The following is a 16,123-nucleotide window of genomic DNA, read 5'->3' on the forward strand; positions in this document are numbered from 1 at the left end:
GAAAAAATGATTAAAAACGATTCAGACGGCGTTTTCTCCAAAAACGGAAAAAGGCCGTCTGAAATAAAGTGCGGAATAAGCGGTTTACAAAGTGCCGTAAGAATGCAGACCGCTCAAGAACATATTCACGCCGATAAAGGCAAAGGCGGTAATGACCAGGCCGATGACTGCCCACCAAGCCAACACCCTGCCGCGCCAGCCTGCCACCAGCCGCAAATGCAACCAAACAGCGTAATTCAGCCAAACGATGAATGCCCAAGTTTCTTTCGGGTCCCAGCTCCAATAGCGACCCCACGCAGAGGCTGCCCACAATGCGCCGAGAATAGTGGCAATCGTGAAGAATAAGAAACCGACAGCAATCGCTTTGTACATAACTTCTTCAATGACTTGCGAGTGCGGCAGCCATGATTTTTTGCCCGCATCTTCTTTTCTGAGCGCCAGCAGTTCGGCAATACCCAGCATGGCAGCGATACAGAATGCGCCGTAGCCGATAAAGTTGGCCGGAACGTGGATTTTCATCCACCAAGACTGCAAAGCCGGAATCAGCGGCTGAATGGCATGAGCCTCGCGTGAAACGCTGTACCACAAGACAAATCCGACCACAATCGCCATAAAGCTGAAGACAAAGCCACCCAGTTTTTGTACGGCAAAACGGCCTTCGTAATAGAGATACATCAGCGCCGTAATGACCAAGAACAAGATGAATACTTCGTAAAGGTTGGAAACCGGAATATGGCCGGCATCGGGACGCAGCAGATAGCTTTCATGCCAGCGCACCAGCAAACCGACAAAGCCCGCCATCGCGGAGACCCACGCAAACACGGTACCCATGCCCAAAAGCGTATTGGACGGCACATTTTTGCGCACCGCCGCTATCGCGCCGACGATATAAGCAAACAAGGCAAAGAACACAAACGCGCATTGCCACATAATCGCCGACTGGCTGCTTAACAGGTATTTGAGCAAGAAGCCGTCTGCACGTTTGATATCGCCGCCATACAAATCAACGGCAAAATACGCCAGGCACACACCCACAGGGATAAACCAGCGCATCGGTTTGAAAAACCAACCCAGAAAAACGGCAATACCGGCACTCGCCCACAAAATCACCATTTCGTAGATGTCCATGTGCAGACCGGCTTGGGTTTGGGCAATAAACGCACCGATGGCAATCAGCAGTGCGAATGCCCAGTCGAAGAGGTTGAGGTTTCGGATAAATGATTTGTGTGTCAGAAGCTCATGCTCGGGCAAGGCCTGATGTTTGTTATTCATGGTTCAAATCCTTGGCAAGCTGCTGCAATTGCCGTGTGTGTTGCGGAAATTCTTTCTGCAAGTCGCGTTCGTTGCGGCTGGAAGACATGGCAAAACGGATACGGCCGTCTGAAAACAGCAGCCAAGCACGTTTTTCACGGATATAGAACATAAATACCGTGCCCAACACCAGCAATACCGAACCCAAATACACCAAGAATTCCCCCGGCGAACGGGTCATCTGCAATCCGGAAGAGCGCACTTCGGAATAGCCGTCCAATTGCAGCAACATCGGCGCAGGATACTCGGTCAAACCGGTGTACGCGTCCATTGCATGCAGCAGGAAGCGGTTGCGCTTTTCGTCTTGCGGCCAAGCCGGCAGGTTGTATGTACTGATCGTGTCTTCCAAAGCGGCGTTCATCACGCCATAGAGCATCTCGTAGAAATAGCCCTGCATTTTTTCCTGCTGATCTTTGGGAATGTTGGTGGTAACAAATTCGTCCAAAGCCAAATAGCCGCCTTTGGCAAAAATCGACAAGGTGTTTTCCGCCGCCGCCATGAATTGTTCACGGATTTCGGCAGGCGCGCCTTTGACGGCGTTGGCAACGGTTTTACGGCGTGCCGCGTCGTCTTTCAAATATTGGCGCAAAGCCATAAAGGTATCGATTTGGCCGTTTTTATCCATCGGAATGCGCAACCAGCGGTATTGCTGCGCCAAGCCGCTGCGTGTGCCGGTAATGAAGAAATAGTCTTCATCTTGTTTTACCGGCAACATATAGTTTTTATATTCGACCGCCTGCCCTGCTTTGTCGCGGATGCGGTAAACGATAGATGGGCCGATATTGGTGTATTTTTTGCCTTCTTGACGGACGGAGCGAACATCATTGATGGCGGATTTCAGGTTTTGCTCTTTTTCAGACGGCTCGCTCATGTCTTCGACGTTCATCGAAGTAAACTGGTCAAATTCCAGCTTATAAGAAGCCTTGCCCACATCCAGCGGAAACTCGCGCATGGAAGTTGCTTTGAGTTTGACAGGAGTACGGTCGGCATCAGCCAGATTCCACGCTTTAAACGTCAAGTCCGAGCCGCCGTCGGCGAAACTTGCCTGATAAACCGTAATACCGTGCAGCGTCAAAGGATGGTTGACGCGGATGGTGTGTTCGCTGACTTTGCCGGTCGCCTTGTCCGTTATTTCCAAGTCGCTGGCAAAATCGCGGGGCATACCGGTATCGTAAAAGTCGATATGGAATTTCTTCAATTTGACCGAAAACGGTAGGTCTTGCACCAGCATGCCGTTATCCGCATTCAGAAACACCACGTCCGCACTCTGCCCTTCCGCAATATTGACATTGCCCCTAAACGACAGGTTGGATTCTCCCAACACGCTTTCGGGCTTAAAGTCTTTGGCGTAAACCGCCGTATTGTCCGGCACGACTTGGCCGGTGAGCATGCCGATTTTCAGCAGGATATTGCTGTCTATCAAACCGCCCAAACAAATTACAATCAGCGCGGCATGGGCAAAGATATAGCCCCATTTGTTCATCGCACCTTTTTTCGCCGCCACCAAAACCGAACCGTCTTCACGCGTAACGGTTTTGCAGCCATAGCCCTGCACTTCCAAATAACGTTGCGCAACTTCGGGCGTTACCTGTCCGTCTAAAACGATGGAATGGCGCATTGCCGCCAGTGATTTTTCCTTCGCGTTTTCACGGAAGGAACGAATCTCGCGCAAAAACGGCGGAACATTGCGAATCAGGCACAATCCGGTGGAAATCACCAAGAACATCATGATGACAACGAACCACGCCGAGGCATACACGTCGTACAGGCCCAAAAAGCCGAAAATCTGCGACCAAAACGGGCCGAATTTCACCAAATAATCAACTTGTGGCTGATTTTGTTGCAAGACCGTACCGATAATCGAAGCCACGCCCAACAGGCTAAGCAGGGCAACGGCAAAGCGCATGGAGCTGAAAAAGGCAAACCATGGTCTACGGATAAGTGGGACGGATGATGAAGATTTACTCATGTCTCAAATGTCGGCTTGGGGCAACCCGATCGGTAGAACGGACTGCAATGACGTGTGATGCGAAAGGAAGAATACTGCATATTGTAGTAAAAATCTTTCTGTCGCTATTTGAAAAAAACAATCAGGCTTATCGGCCTATATTGGCTAAGGCCGTCTGAAGGGTTTTCAGACGGCCTGTATCAATAAGCTCGTTTCAAAACGAAATTAGTGCAAACCTTGGATGAAGTTGGCTACTGCGTTCAACTCTTCTTCGCTCAGACGGTTGGCAATATCGGCCATGATGGCGTTTTTGCGTTGGCCGGATTGGTAAGCTTTCATTTGCTCGACAACGTAAGCTTTGTGTTGGCCGCCCAGACGAGGATAGGCTTGGATTTCAGTACCGCCGCCAGGGATACCTGCGCCGCTAGGACCGTGGCAAGACATACATGCCGGCAGTTTTTTAGCGCTCAGGCCGCCGCGATAGATTTTCGCGCCCAGCTCTGGGTTTTCTTTAGGATTGGCTTCGCCCGGTTTGCCTTGTTGTTTAGCGTAGTAGGCGGCAGCGTCGCGGATGTCTTGTTCGGACAAGTTCATCACCATCGGTTTCATCACGCCGGCAGCACCGTGGGTACGGGTACCGTCTTTGATGGCCATGGTTTGACCGTAGGTGTAGGCCGCAGCCTGACCTGCCAGTTTAGGATAAGTTGCGATACCGCTGTTACCATCGGCTGCGTGACACGCCGCACAGATAGTAGTCGCTACCTGTTTGCCTTTTTCAGCATCTGCTTTAGGGGCAGCGGAAACCGCACCGGCAGCCAATACCAAGGCCAATAAAGTCAATCGTTTCATGGAGTGCTCCTGATTACAGCATTGCGTACCGCGTCAATGCCTTTTTTATACTCAAATACCGGGGAATTTTCCCGATTAAAACCGATAATTCTATAAACGTGCTATTCTATACCAAGTTTACATTAAATTACTACTCAAATTACCAAACTGCTGCAACATAAATGCCCGATACAAATTATGATGTTGCAGTTTTGTTTCCATGCAAGGAAATACTGATGAATCTTTTTCAAAACGCCAAATTCTTTACAACGGTCAACCATCTGAAAGACCTGCCCGACACGCCGGCCGAGATTGCCTTTGTCGGCCGAAGCAATGCAGGAAAATCCAGTGCCATCAATACTTTAACCAATCATGTGCGCCTTGCCTACGTTTCCAAAACACCGGGCCGCACCCAACACATCAATTTCTTTGAACTGGAAAACGGCAATTTCATGGTCGACTTGCCCGGCTACGGCTACGCGCAAGTACCGGAGGCCATCCGTGCGCACTGGGTCAAACTCTTGGGCGACTACCTGCAACAACGCCGCCAACTGATCGGCCTGATTTTGATTATGGACTCGCGCCATCCGCTCAAGGCTTTAGACATTCAGATGCTGGACTTTTTCCACATCACCGGCCGCCCTGTGCATATCCTGCTGTCAAAAGCAGACAAGCTGTCTAAAAACGACCAGATTAAAACTTTGGCGGCGGTAAAAAAATCACTGAAACCCTACACCGAACGCCAAAAAATCAGCGTTCAACTGTTCTCCAGCCTGAAAAAGCAAGGTATGGACGAAGTCAATCAAGTGGTCGGCTCATGGTTTGACGCGCATCGCGAAGAAATCGAAAATCTTGCAGGCGAAACATCGCCTGAGTGATTGTAAAACAAGGCGGAATGAGATAAGTTGACCAACCGCAAATCTTATTCTGTCATTTGGTTTCTCACCATCGCATTTACCATTTAATCCGGGGGCATGTCTCACACATGCCCTTTTTTTCATCACGCTTTTTTTGTTTTCACACGCAAACCACAATCTGCGCCAAATATGCCATCACAACATATCAGCAAGGCCGTCTGAAAACGCGGCTTCGATCTCCATTATTAAAGTGTTAATTTTAGTATTGCAACCCATTACACATCTTAGCGTTTTGCTCATGTTCAGCTAATTGTTGAGGCATAGAATGCATTCATCGTTCAACAACACAGTAGGAAAGAAAATCATGAAACGCATTAACGCTTTTATTTCAAAAAAACTCATCATTGCCGGTATTATTGCTTCAAGTTTGGGCGTTGCCGGTGCGGCAGGTACCATGGCTTTCAAAGAAGGTATGTTTGCAAAGGTTTCCGGCCAGCAAGCAGCCGCAGCAGCGGTAGCAGAAGTGGGCGGCGTCGTTAAAGATGTCGATTACAAATACAAACAACATTTGGGCGGCCGTTACAAAGTAGAAATCTTGAAAGACGGCGTTGAATACGAAGCTTTGGTTGATGCTCAAAACGGCAAAGTATTGGCAGTAGCACAAGATGACGATCAAGACAAACGACACTTTGGTAAACATGATAAGCATCATAAACATGACAATGCTGAGCCCTCTTCATCGCAAAATACAGATTATCAGGCTCCTGCCGATGCTGCACCTGGCACACCTGAAAATGCAACCACTTCCGAGGTAACAAAATCTTAATTTAAACTTTAAAAAAGCCAATGCTGTCTGAAACTTTCAGACGGCATTGGCTTTAATGCAGCATTATTTAAAACACGATTTACATCAAGCCAATCGTTTTCAGACGGCCTTTGTCTCATCTTCGCCGCCTACCCAACCTGCTTCTTTCAATTTCCGCCGTTGTGCATCATAGCGGGCTTTTTCCGCCCAATACATTGTCTGGATACAGGCATCGCCGCACTCGCTGCCGCAACATTCCCACGACTCGGGGCGGATAGGTTCGTCTAACAACGGTTCGCCCAAGATGGCTTCGGCTTTATTCTTCAGGGTCGTATCCATCGGCAATTTCCAAGCGTGCGCCGTCAAATTCAATCACTTCGCCGCCGCGTATTTTGGCGGTTTTACGGGTTTCGGTTTCGCCGTTGCGCAACACCAGCCCTTCGGCGATAAACGCTTTTGCCTGTCCGCCGCTTTCGGCTAGGCCGGCCAGTTTCAACAAGTCGCATAAAGCGATGTATTCGTTGTCTTCAAGATAGACAGTTGCTTCCATCATTTAATCCTTTTCAATAATGGCGATATTTTAACATGGCCGTCTGAAAGAAAGCCCCCTTCTGTTTTATTTGCTTTATTCAACCCCATTACATTTGGTTTTCAGACGGCCTTTAGCTGCCAACCCTGCTACAATACGCCTTTTATTGTTCACGCCGATTTTGCCATGACCGAGCCGACCTACATCCCCCTGCGCCTGCATACCGAATTCTCGATTACCGACGGTATGGTGCGGATTAAAAAACTGATTGCCAAAGCGCAGGAATACGGTTTACCTGCTTTGGGCATCAGCGATTTGATGAACGAATTCGGTTTAGTGAAATTCTATAAAGCCTGCCGCGGCGCAGGGATTAAGCCCATCGGCGCGGCGGACGTATGGATAGGCAATCCGAATGCACCTGACAAGCCGTTTCGCGCCATGCTGATTATCCGCAACGATGCGGGCTATCTGCGCTTGAGCGAGCTTTTGACGGAAGCTTATGTCGGCAAAGACCGCAATATCCATCATGCGGAACTCAATCCCGAATGGCTGGAAAACGGCGACAACAGCGGCTTGATTTGCTTGAGCGGCGCGCATTACGGCGAAGTGGGCGTGAATCTTTTGAACGGCAACGAAGACGCAGCGCGTGCGGCGGCGTTGAAATATGCGGCGTGGTTCCCTGATGCGTTTTATTTAGAGCTGCAACGCCTGCCCGAACGCCCTGAATGGGAGGCTTGCGTTTCCGGCAGCGTGAAGCTGGCAGAGGAACTGGGTTTGCCGGTGGTAGCGACGCATCCGACACAGTTTATGAGCCGCGACGATTTCAACGCACACGAGGCGCGGGTGTGTATCGCAGGCGGCTGGGTACTGACAGACAAAAAACGTCCGCGCGATTTCACGCCGAGCCAGTTTTTCATTCCGCCGGAAACGATGGCCGAACGTTTCTCCGATTTGCCTGAAGCCTTGGAAAACACGGTGGAAATCGCCAAACGCTGTAATCTGCACATCACATTGGGCAAAAACTTCCTGCCGCTCTTCCCTACCCCGGACGGCCTGTCGCTGGATGATTATTTAGTGAAATTGTCCAACGAGGGTTTGCAGGAACGTATGGTTCAGCTTTATCCCGACGAGGCAGAGCGTGCGGCAAAAATGCCGGAATATCAGGAACGTTTGGATTTTGAGCTGAACATCATTATCCAGATGAAATTCCCCGGCTATTTCCTTATCGTACAAGACTTTATCAACTGGGCAAAAACGCACGGCTGTCCGGTAGGACCGGGCCGTGGTTCGGGTGCAGGCTCATTGGTGGCGTATTCATTGAAGATTACCGACCTCGACCCGCTCAAATACGCGCTGCTGTTCGAACGTTTCTTAAACCCTGAACGCGTCTCCATGCCTGACTTTGACGTGGACTTCTGTCAGGCAAACCGCGGCCGCGTGATTGAATATGTGCGCGAGAAATACGGCGCGGATGCGGTAAGCCAGATTGTTACCTTCGGCACGATGTCGTCCAAAGCGGTGATTCGCGACGTCGGACGCGTGCTGGAACTGCCGTTTATGCTGTGCGACAAACTGTCCAAGCTGATTCCGTTGGAAGCCAACAAACCCCTAAGTTTGGAAAAAGCCATGGAGGCCGAGCCGCAAATTCAGGAATTAATCGAAGCAGAAGAAGCGGACGAACTCATTACACTGGCGAAAAAGCTGGAAGACCTGACGCGCGGTTTGGGTATGCACGCAGGCGGCGTGTTGATTGCGCCGGGCAAAATTTCCGATTACAGCCCCGTGTATCAGGCGGACGAATCCGCCTCGCCCGTATCCATGTACGACAAGGGCGACGTGGAAGACGTGGGTTTGGTGAAATTCGACTTTTTGGGTCTGCGCAACCTGACCATTATCGAAATGGCGCAGAACAACATCAAAAACACCACCGGCGACATCGTCGATGTCGGCAAGATTCCGCTTGATGACCAGGCCGCGTACCAAATCTTCCGCGATGCAAACACCACCGCCGTGTTCCAGTTCGAGTCGACCGGCATGAAAAAAATGCTGAAAACGGCGCACACCACCAAGTTTGAAGAACTCATCGCCTTTGTGTCGCTCTACCGCCCAGGCCCGATGGACAACATCCCCGACTTCGTCGCGCGCATGAAGGGGCAGGAATTCCAATACATCCACCCGCTGCTCGAAGGCATCCTCGCGCCGACCTACGGCATTATGGTGTATCAGGAACAAGTAATGCAGGCGGCGCAGATTATCGGCGGCTACTCGCTCGGCGGTGCGGACTTGCTGCGCCGCGCCATGGGTAAGAAAAAGCCCGAAGAAATGGTGAAACACCGCGAAATCTTCGCCGAAGGCGCGGCGAAACAAGGCATTTCGCGCGAAAAATCCGACGAAATCTTCAACTACATGGAAAAATTCGCCGGCTACGGTTTCAACAAATCCCACGCCGCCGCCTACGCCCTGATTTCCTACCAGACCGCATGGCTCAAAGCCCATTATCCCGCCGAATTTATGGCGGCGACCATGTCGTCTGAATTGGACAACACCGACCAGCTCAAACATTTCTACGACGACTGCCGCGCCAACGGTATCGAGTTCCTGCCGCCCGACATCAACGAATCCGACTACCGCTTCACGCCGTATCCGAACATGAAAATCCGCTACGCACTCGGCGCGATTAAAGGCACGGGCGAAGCCGCCGTCGAATCTATCATCGCCGCGCGACAAAGCGGCGGCAAGTTTACCGGCCTGTTGGACTTCTGCGAGCGCGTCGGCAAAGAACACATGAACCGCCGCACCCTCGAAGCCCTGATACGCGGCGGCGCATTCGACAGCATCGAACCCAACCGCGCCATGCTCTTGGCAAACATCGACCTCGCCATGAACAACGCCGACCAAAAAGCCGCCAACGCCAATCAGGGCGGGCTGTTTGACATGATGGAAGACGCCATCGAACCGGTGCAGCTCATCGACGCGCCCATGTGGAGCGAATCGGAAAAACTCGCCGAAGAGAAAACCGTCATCGGCTTTTACCTGTCCGGCCACCCGTTCGGCCCGTATGCCCAAGAAGTCCGCCAAATCGCCCCGACCAAATTAGGCCGTCTGAAACCGCAAGACAGCGTGCGCCTCGCCGGATTCGTGACCGCCGTGCGCACCATGATGGGCAAGCGCGGCAAAATCGCCTTCGTCAGCCTCGAAGATTTGAGCGGACAAATTGAAATTATGGTCAGCGGCCAGACGCTGGAAAACTGCGCCGACTACCTCAAGTCCGACCAAGTGCTGATTATCGAATCCAAAGTCAGCCGCGACGACTACGGCGGCGGCGACGGGCTGCGCATCATGGCAAACCAAGTCATGACCCTGCAAATGGCGCGCGAACGCTACGCCCGCAGCCTCAGCCTCGCCCTCGCCCCCGGCCACGACATCGAACGCCTCGCCTCCATCCTCACCGCCCACCGCCTGCCCGACACGGCGCACATCCCGCTGCAACTGTCGTACAGCAACGGCAAAGCATCGGGCAAATTGAAAATTGCGCCAAAATGGATGGTAACGCCAAGCACCGCTTTGTTTGAAGAACTGGAAACATTGCTCGGCAGCAGGGCAGTCCGCGTGAATTGGTAACACTAAAGGCCGTCTGAAACAACGACGGAAAGCTGCTGCTTAAACTACATCGCCAAATAAGATGCAAAGCTGTACCTTTGTTTTTCAGACGACGTTTGATAAACAATTCAAAGACGTCGTCTGAAAATACAAAACAACACCGCATTACAACTAAATCATCACTCACCACATCATGAGCACATACCCCGAAGATCCCGACGGCTTCATCCTGTACGATGAAAGGCCCGATCCCCTCGACAACCGCAGAGTCAGCCGTACACGTTTTGCCGCAGTAAACCTGCCTATTTTGCTGGGCATAGGTGTAGTGTCCGCACTATTGCTGTGGATAAACCAATCATGCTTGGAACAATGCAGCCTCAGCCGACAGGTCGGAGGCGCAGTGTATGTCTTTGCTATCGCCCTTTACGGCCTACTGCACTATCAAAGCACTTGGCTGGAAAAGCGGTGCAATGATGCCGGAAAAGGGCATTATCCGGCGATATGGATGTTCAGAATCAGCATCATACTTGCCGCCATCAGCCTGATATTTCCGGTATACACATTGCCTATGGTGGTGGGCGGACTGCTTCAATTCGCCTACGGCATGATATTGCCATCCAACCCTCTACCGAATCTGATGGGCTACCCAAAAGCCAACTCAACAGCCCTGCAAATCTGCGCGCTCTTAGCATGTATCACGGCAGTGTTGATGGCTGTCGGTTTGCCGCATTGGTTTTAAGTGTTCCCCAATAAAGCAAAGGTCGTCTGAAAACCTTGTATAGAAGGCTTTCAGACGACCTTATTGTATAGGGAGATTATCTGAAAAGTTTACTGCAAAAAGCCTTTGACTAATAAGGAAAGGTAGCCCACAACAAAGGAGAACGACAATGCCGAAACAATGCCAAGCACCCAGTAAATACATTGGTTCAGTACAGTTTTTGAGGCGGTAAGCCGCAACAGTTTGAAATACAGAGAGAACCAAGTGGATGACAAGACAATAATCAGCAAAAAGCTGACTAGGGAGAAGGAACCGGAGAAAGCGTATCCCAGCATTGTCCCTATCACGGCATAAAGCATGCCTGCGCCTAGCGCCCATTTCCAGATGGGATAAAGCCTATCGGGGAAATTCAGTGTTCCGGAGGCTTGGAGCCTGCCGAATACCAATACAAATATGATGTCAAACATAATAATGGCTGTTTTAGTGTAGGGTACGACAATATATATGAAAAGGGGGTGAAAATACACCCCCTTTTTCTATAGAAGCCCCATATCAAAGGCCGTCTGAAAAACAGTTTTATTTAACGATTTCAACCGGGCCGTGGTCGTCGCAGTGATCTCCGTGTTGGTGATGCAGACGGCCGTTGACGATGTAGTCGACGTGATCGCCGTGCGGTACAGCTTCGTGGCCACAACCTTCGCCGTGAATGTGGCCGTGGCAGGTGTCAACCGGATGGCAGCCGTCAGGGTTGGTTTCATTGACGCTCAGAGCATGCTCGTCGTAGTGGCCGTTGTGTTCATGGTGCAGGTGGCCGTCGTGCAGATAATCGACGTGGCCTTCGTGTTTGATGGCAGTGTGGCCGCAGTTTGCGCCGTGAACGTGGTCATGATGTTCGTGGGTTTTACAGGTCATTTTTTCTCTCCTAATGTTCAGTGAATAGCAATCTTTCGCGATTGATTTTTTATCTTATCTTTTTTTGATGCAAACGTAAAAAATTTTACAGTTATTAATATATTGTTACGATATATCATCTGTTGATATATAAGCCTATTTTATTTTTCAGACGGCCTTTCATCTATAATTCATTTATTTTCAGCGAGAACTTCAAACCCTTCCGGCAATGTAAAATATCGAATTTTTCAGCCGTAACAGGTAACATGGAAACAAAGGGATGGGTTCTTCAAACAAATAGGTACTGCAATGGGAAAACAAGCCAGACTTTATATGGTTCGCAGCACGCAAGGTGTGCTTTATGACGTATTTTTCGAGCGTGGCGTGGCGGCGTTGGCTTGGCCCATGCTGGCCGAAGCGGCAGCAAAAGGTTTTAGCCGTGAGGAGCTGACGGATATTTACCGTTCGGCCGTGCCGGATGTGAAGTTGAGAACGGCGCAATCGGGTGCGGCTCAGATGTGGCGGTTTGTCAACGAGTTGGCCGATGGAGATGCCGTACTGACCTACTCGCCTGCCCTGCGCCGTTATCGGGTTGGCAGGATTACGGGCGGCGCGGTGCATTGTCCGCAATGGGACGATGAGAAAATGTCGCTGGTACGGCCGGTTGAGTGGCTGGGCGAAGTGTGCCGTGATAATTTGAGTGCGGCTACGCAACGGGCTTTGGGCAGCGTGGCAACTTTGTTTGCGGTATCGGAAGCGTGTGCGGCAGAAATTTTTGAACGCGTGGGTTTTCAGACGGCCTAAGAAGGGAAAGGAAACAGCATTATGTGGAACACCATACAGGAATGGCTGAACGCTTTGCCTGTCAGTGAAGAAATCATTAAATCGGCATTGATGTCGGTATTGATGATTGTGGCCGTCATTGCCGGGCGCAGCATCTTGCTCTCGGCGCATTTTCGCAGCCATCCGGATTTGAGTATTGAAAACAAACGCCGTTCGCTGGTGTTCAGCCGCAACGTGACCATGTTGCTGATCCTGCTCGGACTGGCGATGATTTGGGCGGCGCAGATTCAAACTTTGGCCTTGTCGATGTTTGCAGTGGCCGCGGCGATTGTGGTGGCGACCAAAGAATTGATTATGTGTTTGTCCGGCAGCATCCTGCGTTCGGTAACCAAACAATACTCCATCGGCGACTACATCGAAATCAACGGCCTGCGCGGACGGGTGGTCGATATCAATATGCTAAACACGCTGATGATGCAAATTGGCCCCAATCCGTTGATTGGCCAACTTTCCGGCAAAACGCTCTCGTTTCCCAACAGCCTGCTTTTGAGCCACACCGTACGCCGCGACAATATTTTGGGCAATTATGTGATTCATACGGTGGAAATCCCCGTACCGATTCATTTGGATTCGGACGAAATCATCGGCCGTCTGAAAGCCGTTCTTGAGCCGTTGTGCGCAGCCTATGTTCCCGTTATCCAACAATATTTGGAAAACGTTCAAGCGCAAAAACTCTTTATCACCCCCGCCGCCCAGCCGCGCGTGTCCCGCGTGCCGCATGATGACAAGGTGTACCACATCATCGTACGCTTCGCCTCCCCCGTTTCCAAACGGCTGGAAATACAACAGGCCGTCTTAGACGAATTTTTACGCACGCAATACCGACTGATCAACCAAACAAAATAGTACGGTTTGTTTATTGATACAATCAAATCCCTTACAATAATGAAGTTCACAATCAACAATAAGGAAAAGTCATGTTGCCCGAATCAGCCCTTGCCGAAATGTATCCCGTCATTATGACCCCCAGCCATGACGGCAAATATTTCCACAACTACACCCTCTCGCTTCTGAACATCGTCCACACCAACGCCTCCCTCGGCCTGCCGCTGCAAGTAATGATGCAGCGCGGCGAAAGCCTGATTACGCGCGCGCGCAACAACTGCGTGGCCACATTCTTAGAAAACAAAGAATGGACGCATTTATTCTGGATTGACTCCGACATCGGCTTCTCTCCCGATTCATTCTACCGCCTGCTCTTGGCCGACAAAGACGTTGTGGCAGGCATTTACCCGCTCAAACGCGACAACTGGCCTGAAGAAGGCGTTCCGGCTGGTACAACCCAAGCCGACTTCGAGCGCATGTACACTTCTTATACCGTCAACACCAGCGAAAAAAATGAAAACGGCGAAATCGTCCTGAAAGTCGATGAAGACGGTTTTATGAAAGTTCATGATGCACCAACCGGCTTCATGGTTATCAAGCGCAGCGTATTTGAAAAAATGATGGCAGCCTACCCCGAGTTGAACTACATCTCCGACAGCGACTACAACAGAGAAGACAAAGGACTGCACTACCGCTTCTTCGACTGCATGGTCGATCCTGAAAGCAAACGCTATCTGTCCGAAGACTACACCTTCTGCCACCTCTGGCGTCAAATCGGCGGCGACGTATACGTCGACGTACAATCCAACCTGACCCACCAAGGCGCAAAAGTGTATCGCGGCTCGTTTGCCGAATCCCTGCAAACCAATATTGCCAATGCAGTATTTGCCCCGAAAGGCACCACCATGCGCCTCGAGCTGGCTGCGCCATTGTACGCCAATCCACGCGGCGCAGAATAAGATTGGTTGATAGATAGGCGGAACACTTTAATTCTGCCTGTCTGCCACCATATAACGCCTATCGTTTTCTTTTCAGACGGCCAAAAGGCCGTCTGAATCCATCTTATTCAGGAGAAACCATATGAGCGACAACGTCCTGCTCCACTTGGGCGAGGAACCCCGTTTCGACCAAATCAAAACCGAAGACATTAAACCCGCCCTGCAAACCGCCATTGCCGAAGCACGCGAACAAATCGCCGCCATCAAAGCGCAAAAGCACACCGACTGGGCCAACACGGTCGAAAAACTGACCGACATTACCGAACGCGTCGGCCGCATTTGGAGCGTGGTTTCCCATCTCAACTCCGTGGTCGATACGCCCGAGCTGCGTGCCGTATACAACGAATTGATGCCCGAAATCACTATTTTCTTTACCGAAATCGGTCAAGACATCGAGTTGTACAACCGCTTTAAAATCATCAAAAACTCTGCCGAATTCGACACCCTCTCCCCGGCGCAGCAAACCAAGCTCAACCACGACTTGCGCGATTTCGTCCTCAGCGGTGCCGAATTACCGCCCGAACAGCAGGCAGAACTGGCGCAACTGCAAACCGAAGGCGCGCAACTGGGTGCCAAATTCGCACAAAACGTCCAAGACGCGACCGACGCTTTCGGCATTTACTTTGACGATGCCGCGCCGCTTGCCGGCATCCCCGAAGACTCCATCGCCATGTTTGCCGCCGCCGCGCAAAGCGAAGGCAAAACAGGCTACAAAATCGGCCTGCAGATTCCGCACTACCTCGCCGTTATCCAATACGCCGACAACCGCGAATTGCGCGAACAAATCTACCGCGCCTACGTTACCCGTGCCAGCGAATTGTCTGACGAAGGCAAATTCGACAACACGGCAAACGTCGAACAAACGCTTGCAAACGCGCTGAAAACCGCCAAACTGCTCGGCTTCAAAACCTACGCCGAGCTGTCACTGGCAACCAAAATGGCGGATACGCCCGAACAGGTTCTAAACTTCCTGCACGACCTTGCCCGCCGCGCAAAACCATTTGCCGAAAAAGACTTTGCCGAAATCAAAGCCTTTGCACGCGAGAGCCTGAATATCGAAGATCCGCAATCTTGGGATTTGAGCTACGCCGCCGAAAAACTGCGGCAAGCCAAATACGCCTTCAGCGAAACCGAAGTAAAAAAATACTTCCCTATCAGCAAAGTATTGGCAGGCCTGTTTGCCCAAATCAAAAAACTCTACGGCATCGAGCTGGCTGAAAAAACCGTCCCCGTTTGGCACAAAGACGTGCGCTATTTCGAGCTGAAACAAGACGGCCAAACCATCGGCGGCGTTTACATGGACTTGTACGCACGCGAAGGCAAACGCGGCGGCGCATGGATGGACGGCTACAAAGGCCGCCGCCGTTTCGCCGACGGTACGCTGCAACTGCCGACCGCCTACCTCGTCTGCAACTTCACCCCGCCGGTCGGCGACAAAGAAGCGCGTTTGAGCCACGACGAAATCATTACCCTCTTCCACGAAACCGGCCACGGCCTGCACCACTTGTTGACCCAAGTTGACGAAGTGGGCGTATCAGGCATCAACGGCGTCGAATGGGACGCGGTCGAGCTGCCTAGCCAATTCATGGAAAACTTCGTTTGGGAATACGACGTATTGGCGCAAATGTCCTCGCACGAAGAAACCGGCGCGGTATTGCCGAAAGAGCTGTTCGACAAAATGCACGCGGCTAAAAACTTCCAGCGCGGTATGTTCCTCGTCCGTCAAATGGAATTTGCCCTCTTCGACATGGAAATCTACCATCAGGAAGATGAAGGCCGTCTGAAAGAATGGCCGCAAATCTTGGACAAAGTGCGCCAAGAAGTCGCCGTGACCCAACCGCCGGCATACAACCGCTTTGCCTTGAGCTTCAGCCACATCTTCGCCGGCGGCTACTCCGCAGGCTATTACAGCTACGCATGGGCGGAAGTTTTGAGTGCAGACGCTTACGCCGCTTTTGAAGAAAGCGACG

The 16,123-nt window shown here is 51.2% G+C and carries 15 protein-coding genes; 8 read left to right on the top strand and 7 right to left on the bottom strand.

The window, feature by feature from the left end; genetic code table 11:
- Positions 1–84 precede the first annotated feature (84 nt).
- The 3 genes from ccsB to O3661_RS03955 all read right to left on the bottom strand — a co-directional run bounded on the left by ccsB (position 85) and on the right by O3661_RS03955 (position 4,108).
- Positions 85–1,272: a c-type cytochrome biogenesis protein CcsB gene (gene ccsB / locus O3661_RS03945; protein WP_371492360.1), complete on the bottom strand. Its 1,188-nt coding sequence runs from the start codon at positions 1,270–1,272 to the stop codon at positions 85–87.
- Positions 1,265–3,217 (bottom strand): cytochrome c biogenesis protein ResB, encoded by a 1,953-nt coding sequence (locus O3661_RS03950; RefSeq protein WP_371492374.1) that lies wholly within the window; start codon positions 3,215–3,217, stop codon positions 1,265–1,267. The genes ccsB and O3661_RS03950 overlap by 8 nt, the downstream gene beginning before the upstream one ends.
- A gap of 267 nt (positions 3,218–3,484) precedes the next feature.
- On the bottom strand, positions 3,485–4,108 hold the full coding sequence (locus tag O3661_RS03955; protein ID WP_003684518.1) for a cytochrome c: 624 nt from the start codon (positions 4,106–4,108) through the stop codon (positions 3,485–3,487).
- 215 nt (positions 4,109–4,323) lie between these two features.
- Here O3661_RS03955 and yihA point away from each other — a divergent pair, with 215 nt between their 5' ends.
- Both yihA and O3661_RS03965 read left to right on the top strand, forming a co-directional pair.
- Entirely contained in the window at positions 4,324–4,965 is a 642-nt protein-coding gene (yihA, locus tag O3661_RS03960; RefSeq protein WP_049336942.1) for a ribosome biogenesis GTP-binding protein YihA/YsxC, read from the top strand.
- A gap of 343 nt (positions 4,966–5,308) precedes the next feature.
- Complete coding sequence (locus O3661_RS03965) at positions 5,309–5,770, top strand: PepSY domain-containing protein (RefSeq protein WP_225905463.1); 462 nt, start codon at positions 5,309–5,311, stop codon at positions 5,768–5,770.
- 99 nt (positions 5,771–5,869) lie between these two features.
- On the opposite strand, the gene O3661_RS03970 is transcribed toward O3661_RS03965, so the two are convergent.
- Positions 5,870–6,088, bottom strand: a complete 219-nt coding sequence (locus O3661_RS03970; protein WP_049336941.1) for a hypothetical protein — start codon at positions 6,086–6,088, stop codon at positions 5,870–5,872.
- Positions 6,066–6,299: an RNA-binding S4 domain-containing protein gene (locus O3661_RS03975; RefSeq protein ID WP_002221492.1), complete on the bottom strand. Its 234-nt coding sequence runs from the start codon at positions 6,297–6,299 to the stop codon at positions 6,066–6,068. Before O3661_RS03975 ends, O3661_RS03970 begins: the two co-directional genes overlap by 23 nt.
- Positions 6,300–6,464: 165 nt before the next feature.
- Between O3661_RS03975 and dnaE the strand changes: the two genes are divergently transcribed.
- Both dnaE and O3661_RS03985 read left to right on the top strand, forming a co-directional pair.
- Complete coding sequence (dnaE, locus tag O3661_RS03980) at positions 6,465–9,899, top strand: DNA polymerase III subunit alpha (RefSeq protein ID WP_371492361.1); 3,435 nt, start codon at positions 6,465–6,467, stop codon at positions 9,897–9,899.
- Between the two features lie 172 nt (positions 9,900–10,071).
- Positions 10,072–10,617 (top strand): cytosine permease, encoded by a 546-nt coding sequence (locus O3661_RS03985; protein ID WP_314596203.1) that lies wholly within the window; start codon positions 10,072–10,074, stop codon positions 10,615–10,617.
- A gap of 89 nt (positions 10,618–10,706) precedes the next feature.
- On the opposite strand, the gene O3661_RS03990 is transcribed toward O3661_RS03985, so the two are convergent.
- Both O3661_RS03990 and O3661_RS03995 read right to left on the bottom strand, forming a co-directional pair.
- The gene (locus O3661_RS03990; RefSeq protein WP_314596205.1) at positions 10,707–11,063 is read right to left on the bottom strand and encodes a hypothetical protein; all 357 of its coding nucleotides are present in this window, start codon (positions 11,061–11,063) and stop codon (positions 10,707–10,709) included.
- A gap of 109 nt (positions 11,064–11,172) precedes the next feature.
- On the bottom strand, positions 11,173–11,508 hold the full coding sequence (locus O3661_RS03995; RefSeq protein WP_063068286.1) for a hypothetical protein: 336 nt from the start codon (positions 11,506–11,508) through the stop codon (positions 11,173–11,175).
- Positions 11,509–11,796: 288 nt separating this feature from the next.
- Here O3661_RS03995 and O3661_RS04000 point away from each other — a divergent pair, with 288 nt between their 5' ends.
- From O3661_RS04000 to O3661_RS04015, 4 genes are all read left to right on the top strand, one after another.
- On the top strand, positions 11,797–12,291 hold the full coding sequence (locus O3661_RS04000) for a restriction endonuclease (RefSeq protein WP_371492362.1): 495 nt from the start codon (positions 11,797–11,799) through the stop codon (positions 12,289–12,291).
- Between the two features lie 21 nt (positions 12,292–12,312).
- Entirely contained in the window at positions 12,313–13,176 is an 864-nt protein-coding gene (locus O3661_RS04005) for a mechanosensitive ion channel domain-containing protein (RefSeq protein ID WP_371492363.1), read from the top strand.
- Between the two features lie 71 nt (positions 13,177–13,247).
- Positions 13,248–14,114, top strand: coding sequence for a hypothetical protein (locus O3661_RS04010; protein WP_371492365.1), 867 nt, complete (start codon positions 13,248–13,250; stop codon positions 14,112–14,114).
- 121 nt (positions 14,115–14,235) lie between these two features.
- Positions 14,236–16,123, top strand: a 1,888-nt coding sequence (locus tag O3661_RS04015) for a M3 family metallopeptidase (RefSeq protein WP_371492366.1), incomplete at its 3' end; no start/stop codon positions are given.

It is taken from the genome of Neisseria sp. 20925_1_37 (genome assembly GCF_041433255.1).
GTDB lineage: Bacteria > Pseudomonadota > Gammaproteobacteria > Burkholderiales > Neisseriaceae > Neisseria > Neisseria flavescens_D.

Excerpts from the sequence above, each read along its gene's own strand:
- O3661_RS04010 (WP_371492365.1), top strand. The coding sequence starts at position 13,248 with ATGTTGCCCGAATCAGCCCTTGCCGAAATGTATCCCGTCATTATGACC.
- ccsB (WP_371492360.1), bottom strand. The coding sequence starts at position 1,272 with ATGAATAACAAACATCAGGCCTTGCCCGAGCATGAGCTTCTGACACAC.
- O3661_RS03995 (WP_063068286.1), bottom strand. The coding sequence starts at position 11,508 with ATGACCTGTAAAACCCACGAACATCATGACCACGTTCACGGCGCAAAC.
- O3661_RS04000 (WP_371492362.1), top strand. The coding sequence starts at position 11,797 with ATGGGAAAACAAGCCAGACTTTATATGGTTCGCAGCACGCAAGGTGTG.
- O3661_RS03965 (WP_225905463.1), top strand. The coding sequence starts at position 5,309 with ATGAAACGCATTAACGCTTTTATTTCAAAAAAACTCATCATTGCCGGT.
- O3661_RS03975 (WP_002221492.1), bottom strand. The coding sequence starts at position 6,299 with ATGGAAGCAACTGTCTATCTTGAAGACAACGAATACATCGCTTTATGC.
- O3661_RS03950 (WP_371492374.1), bottom strand. The coding sequence starts at position 3,217 with ATGCGCTTTGCCGTTGCCCTGCTTAGCCTGTTGGGCGTGGCTTCGATT.
- O3661_RS03970 (WP_049336941.1), bottom strand. The coding sequence starts at position 6,088 with ATGGATACGACCCTGAAGAATAAAGCCGAAGCCATCTTGGGCGAACCG.
- O3661_RS03955 (WP_003684518.1), bottom strand. The coding sequence starts at position 4,108 with ATGAAACGATTGACTTTATTGGCCTTGGTATTGGCTGCCGGTGCGGTT.
- dnaE (WP_371492361.1), top strand. The coding sequence starts at position 6,465 with ATGACCGAGCCGACCTACATCCCCCTGCGCCTGCATACCGAATTCTCG.
- O3661_RS04005 (WP_371492363.1), top strand. The coding sequence starts at position 12,313 with ATGTGGAACACCATACAGGAATGGCTGAACGCTTTGCCTGTCAGTGAA.
- yihA (WP_049336942.1), top strand. The coding sequence starts at position 4,324 with ATGAATCTTTTTCAAAACGCCAAATTCTTTACAACGGTCAACCATCTG.
- O3661_RS03990 (WP_314596205.1), bottom strand. The coding sequence starts at position 11,063 with ATGTTTGACATCATATTTGTATTGGTATTCGGCAGGCTCCAAGCCTCC.
- O3661_RS03985 (WP_314596203.1), top strand. The coding sequence starts at position 10,072 with ATGAGCACATACCCCGAAGATCCCGACGGCTTCATCCTGTACGATGAA.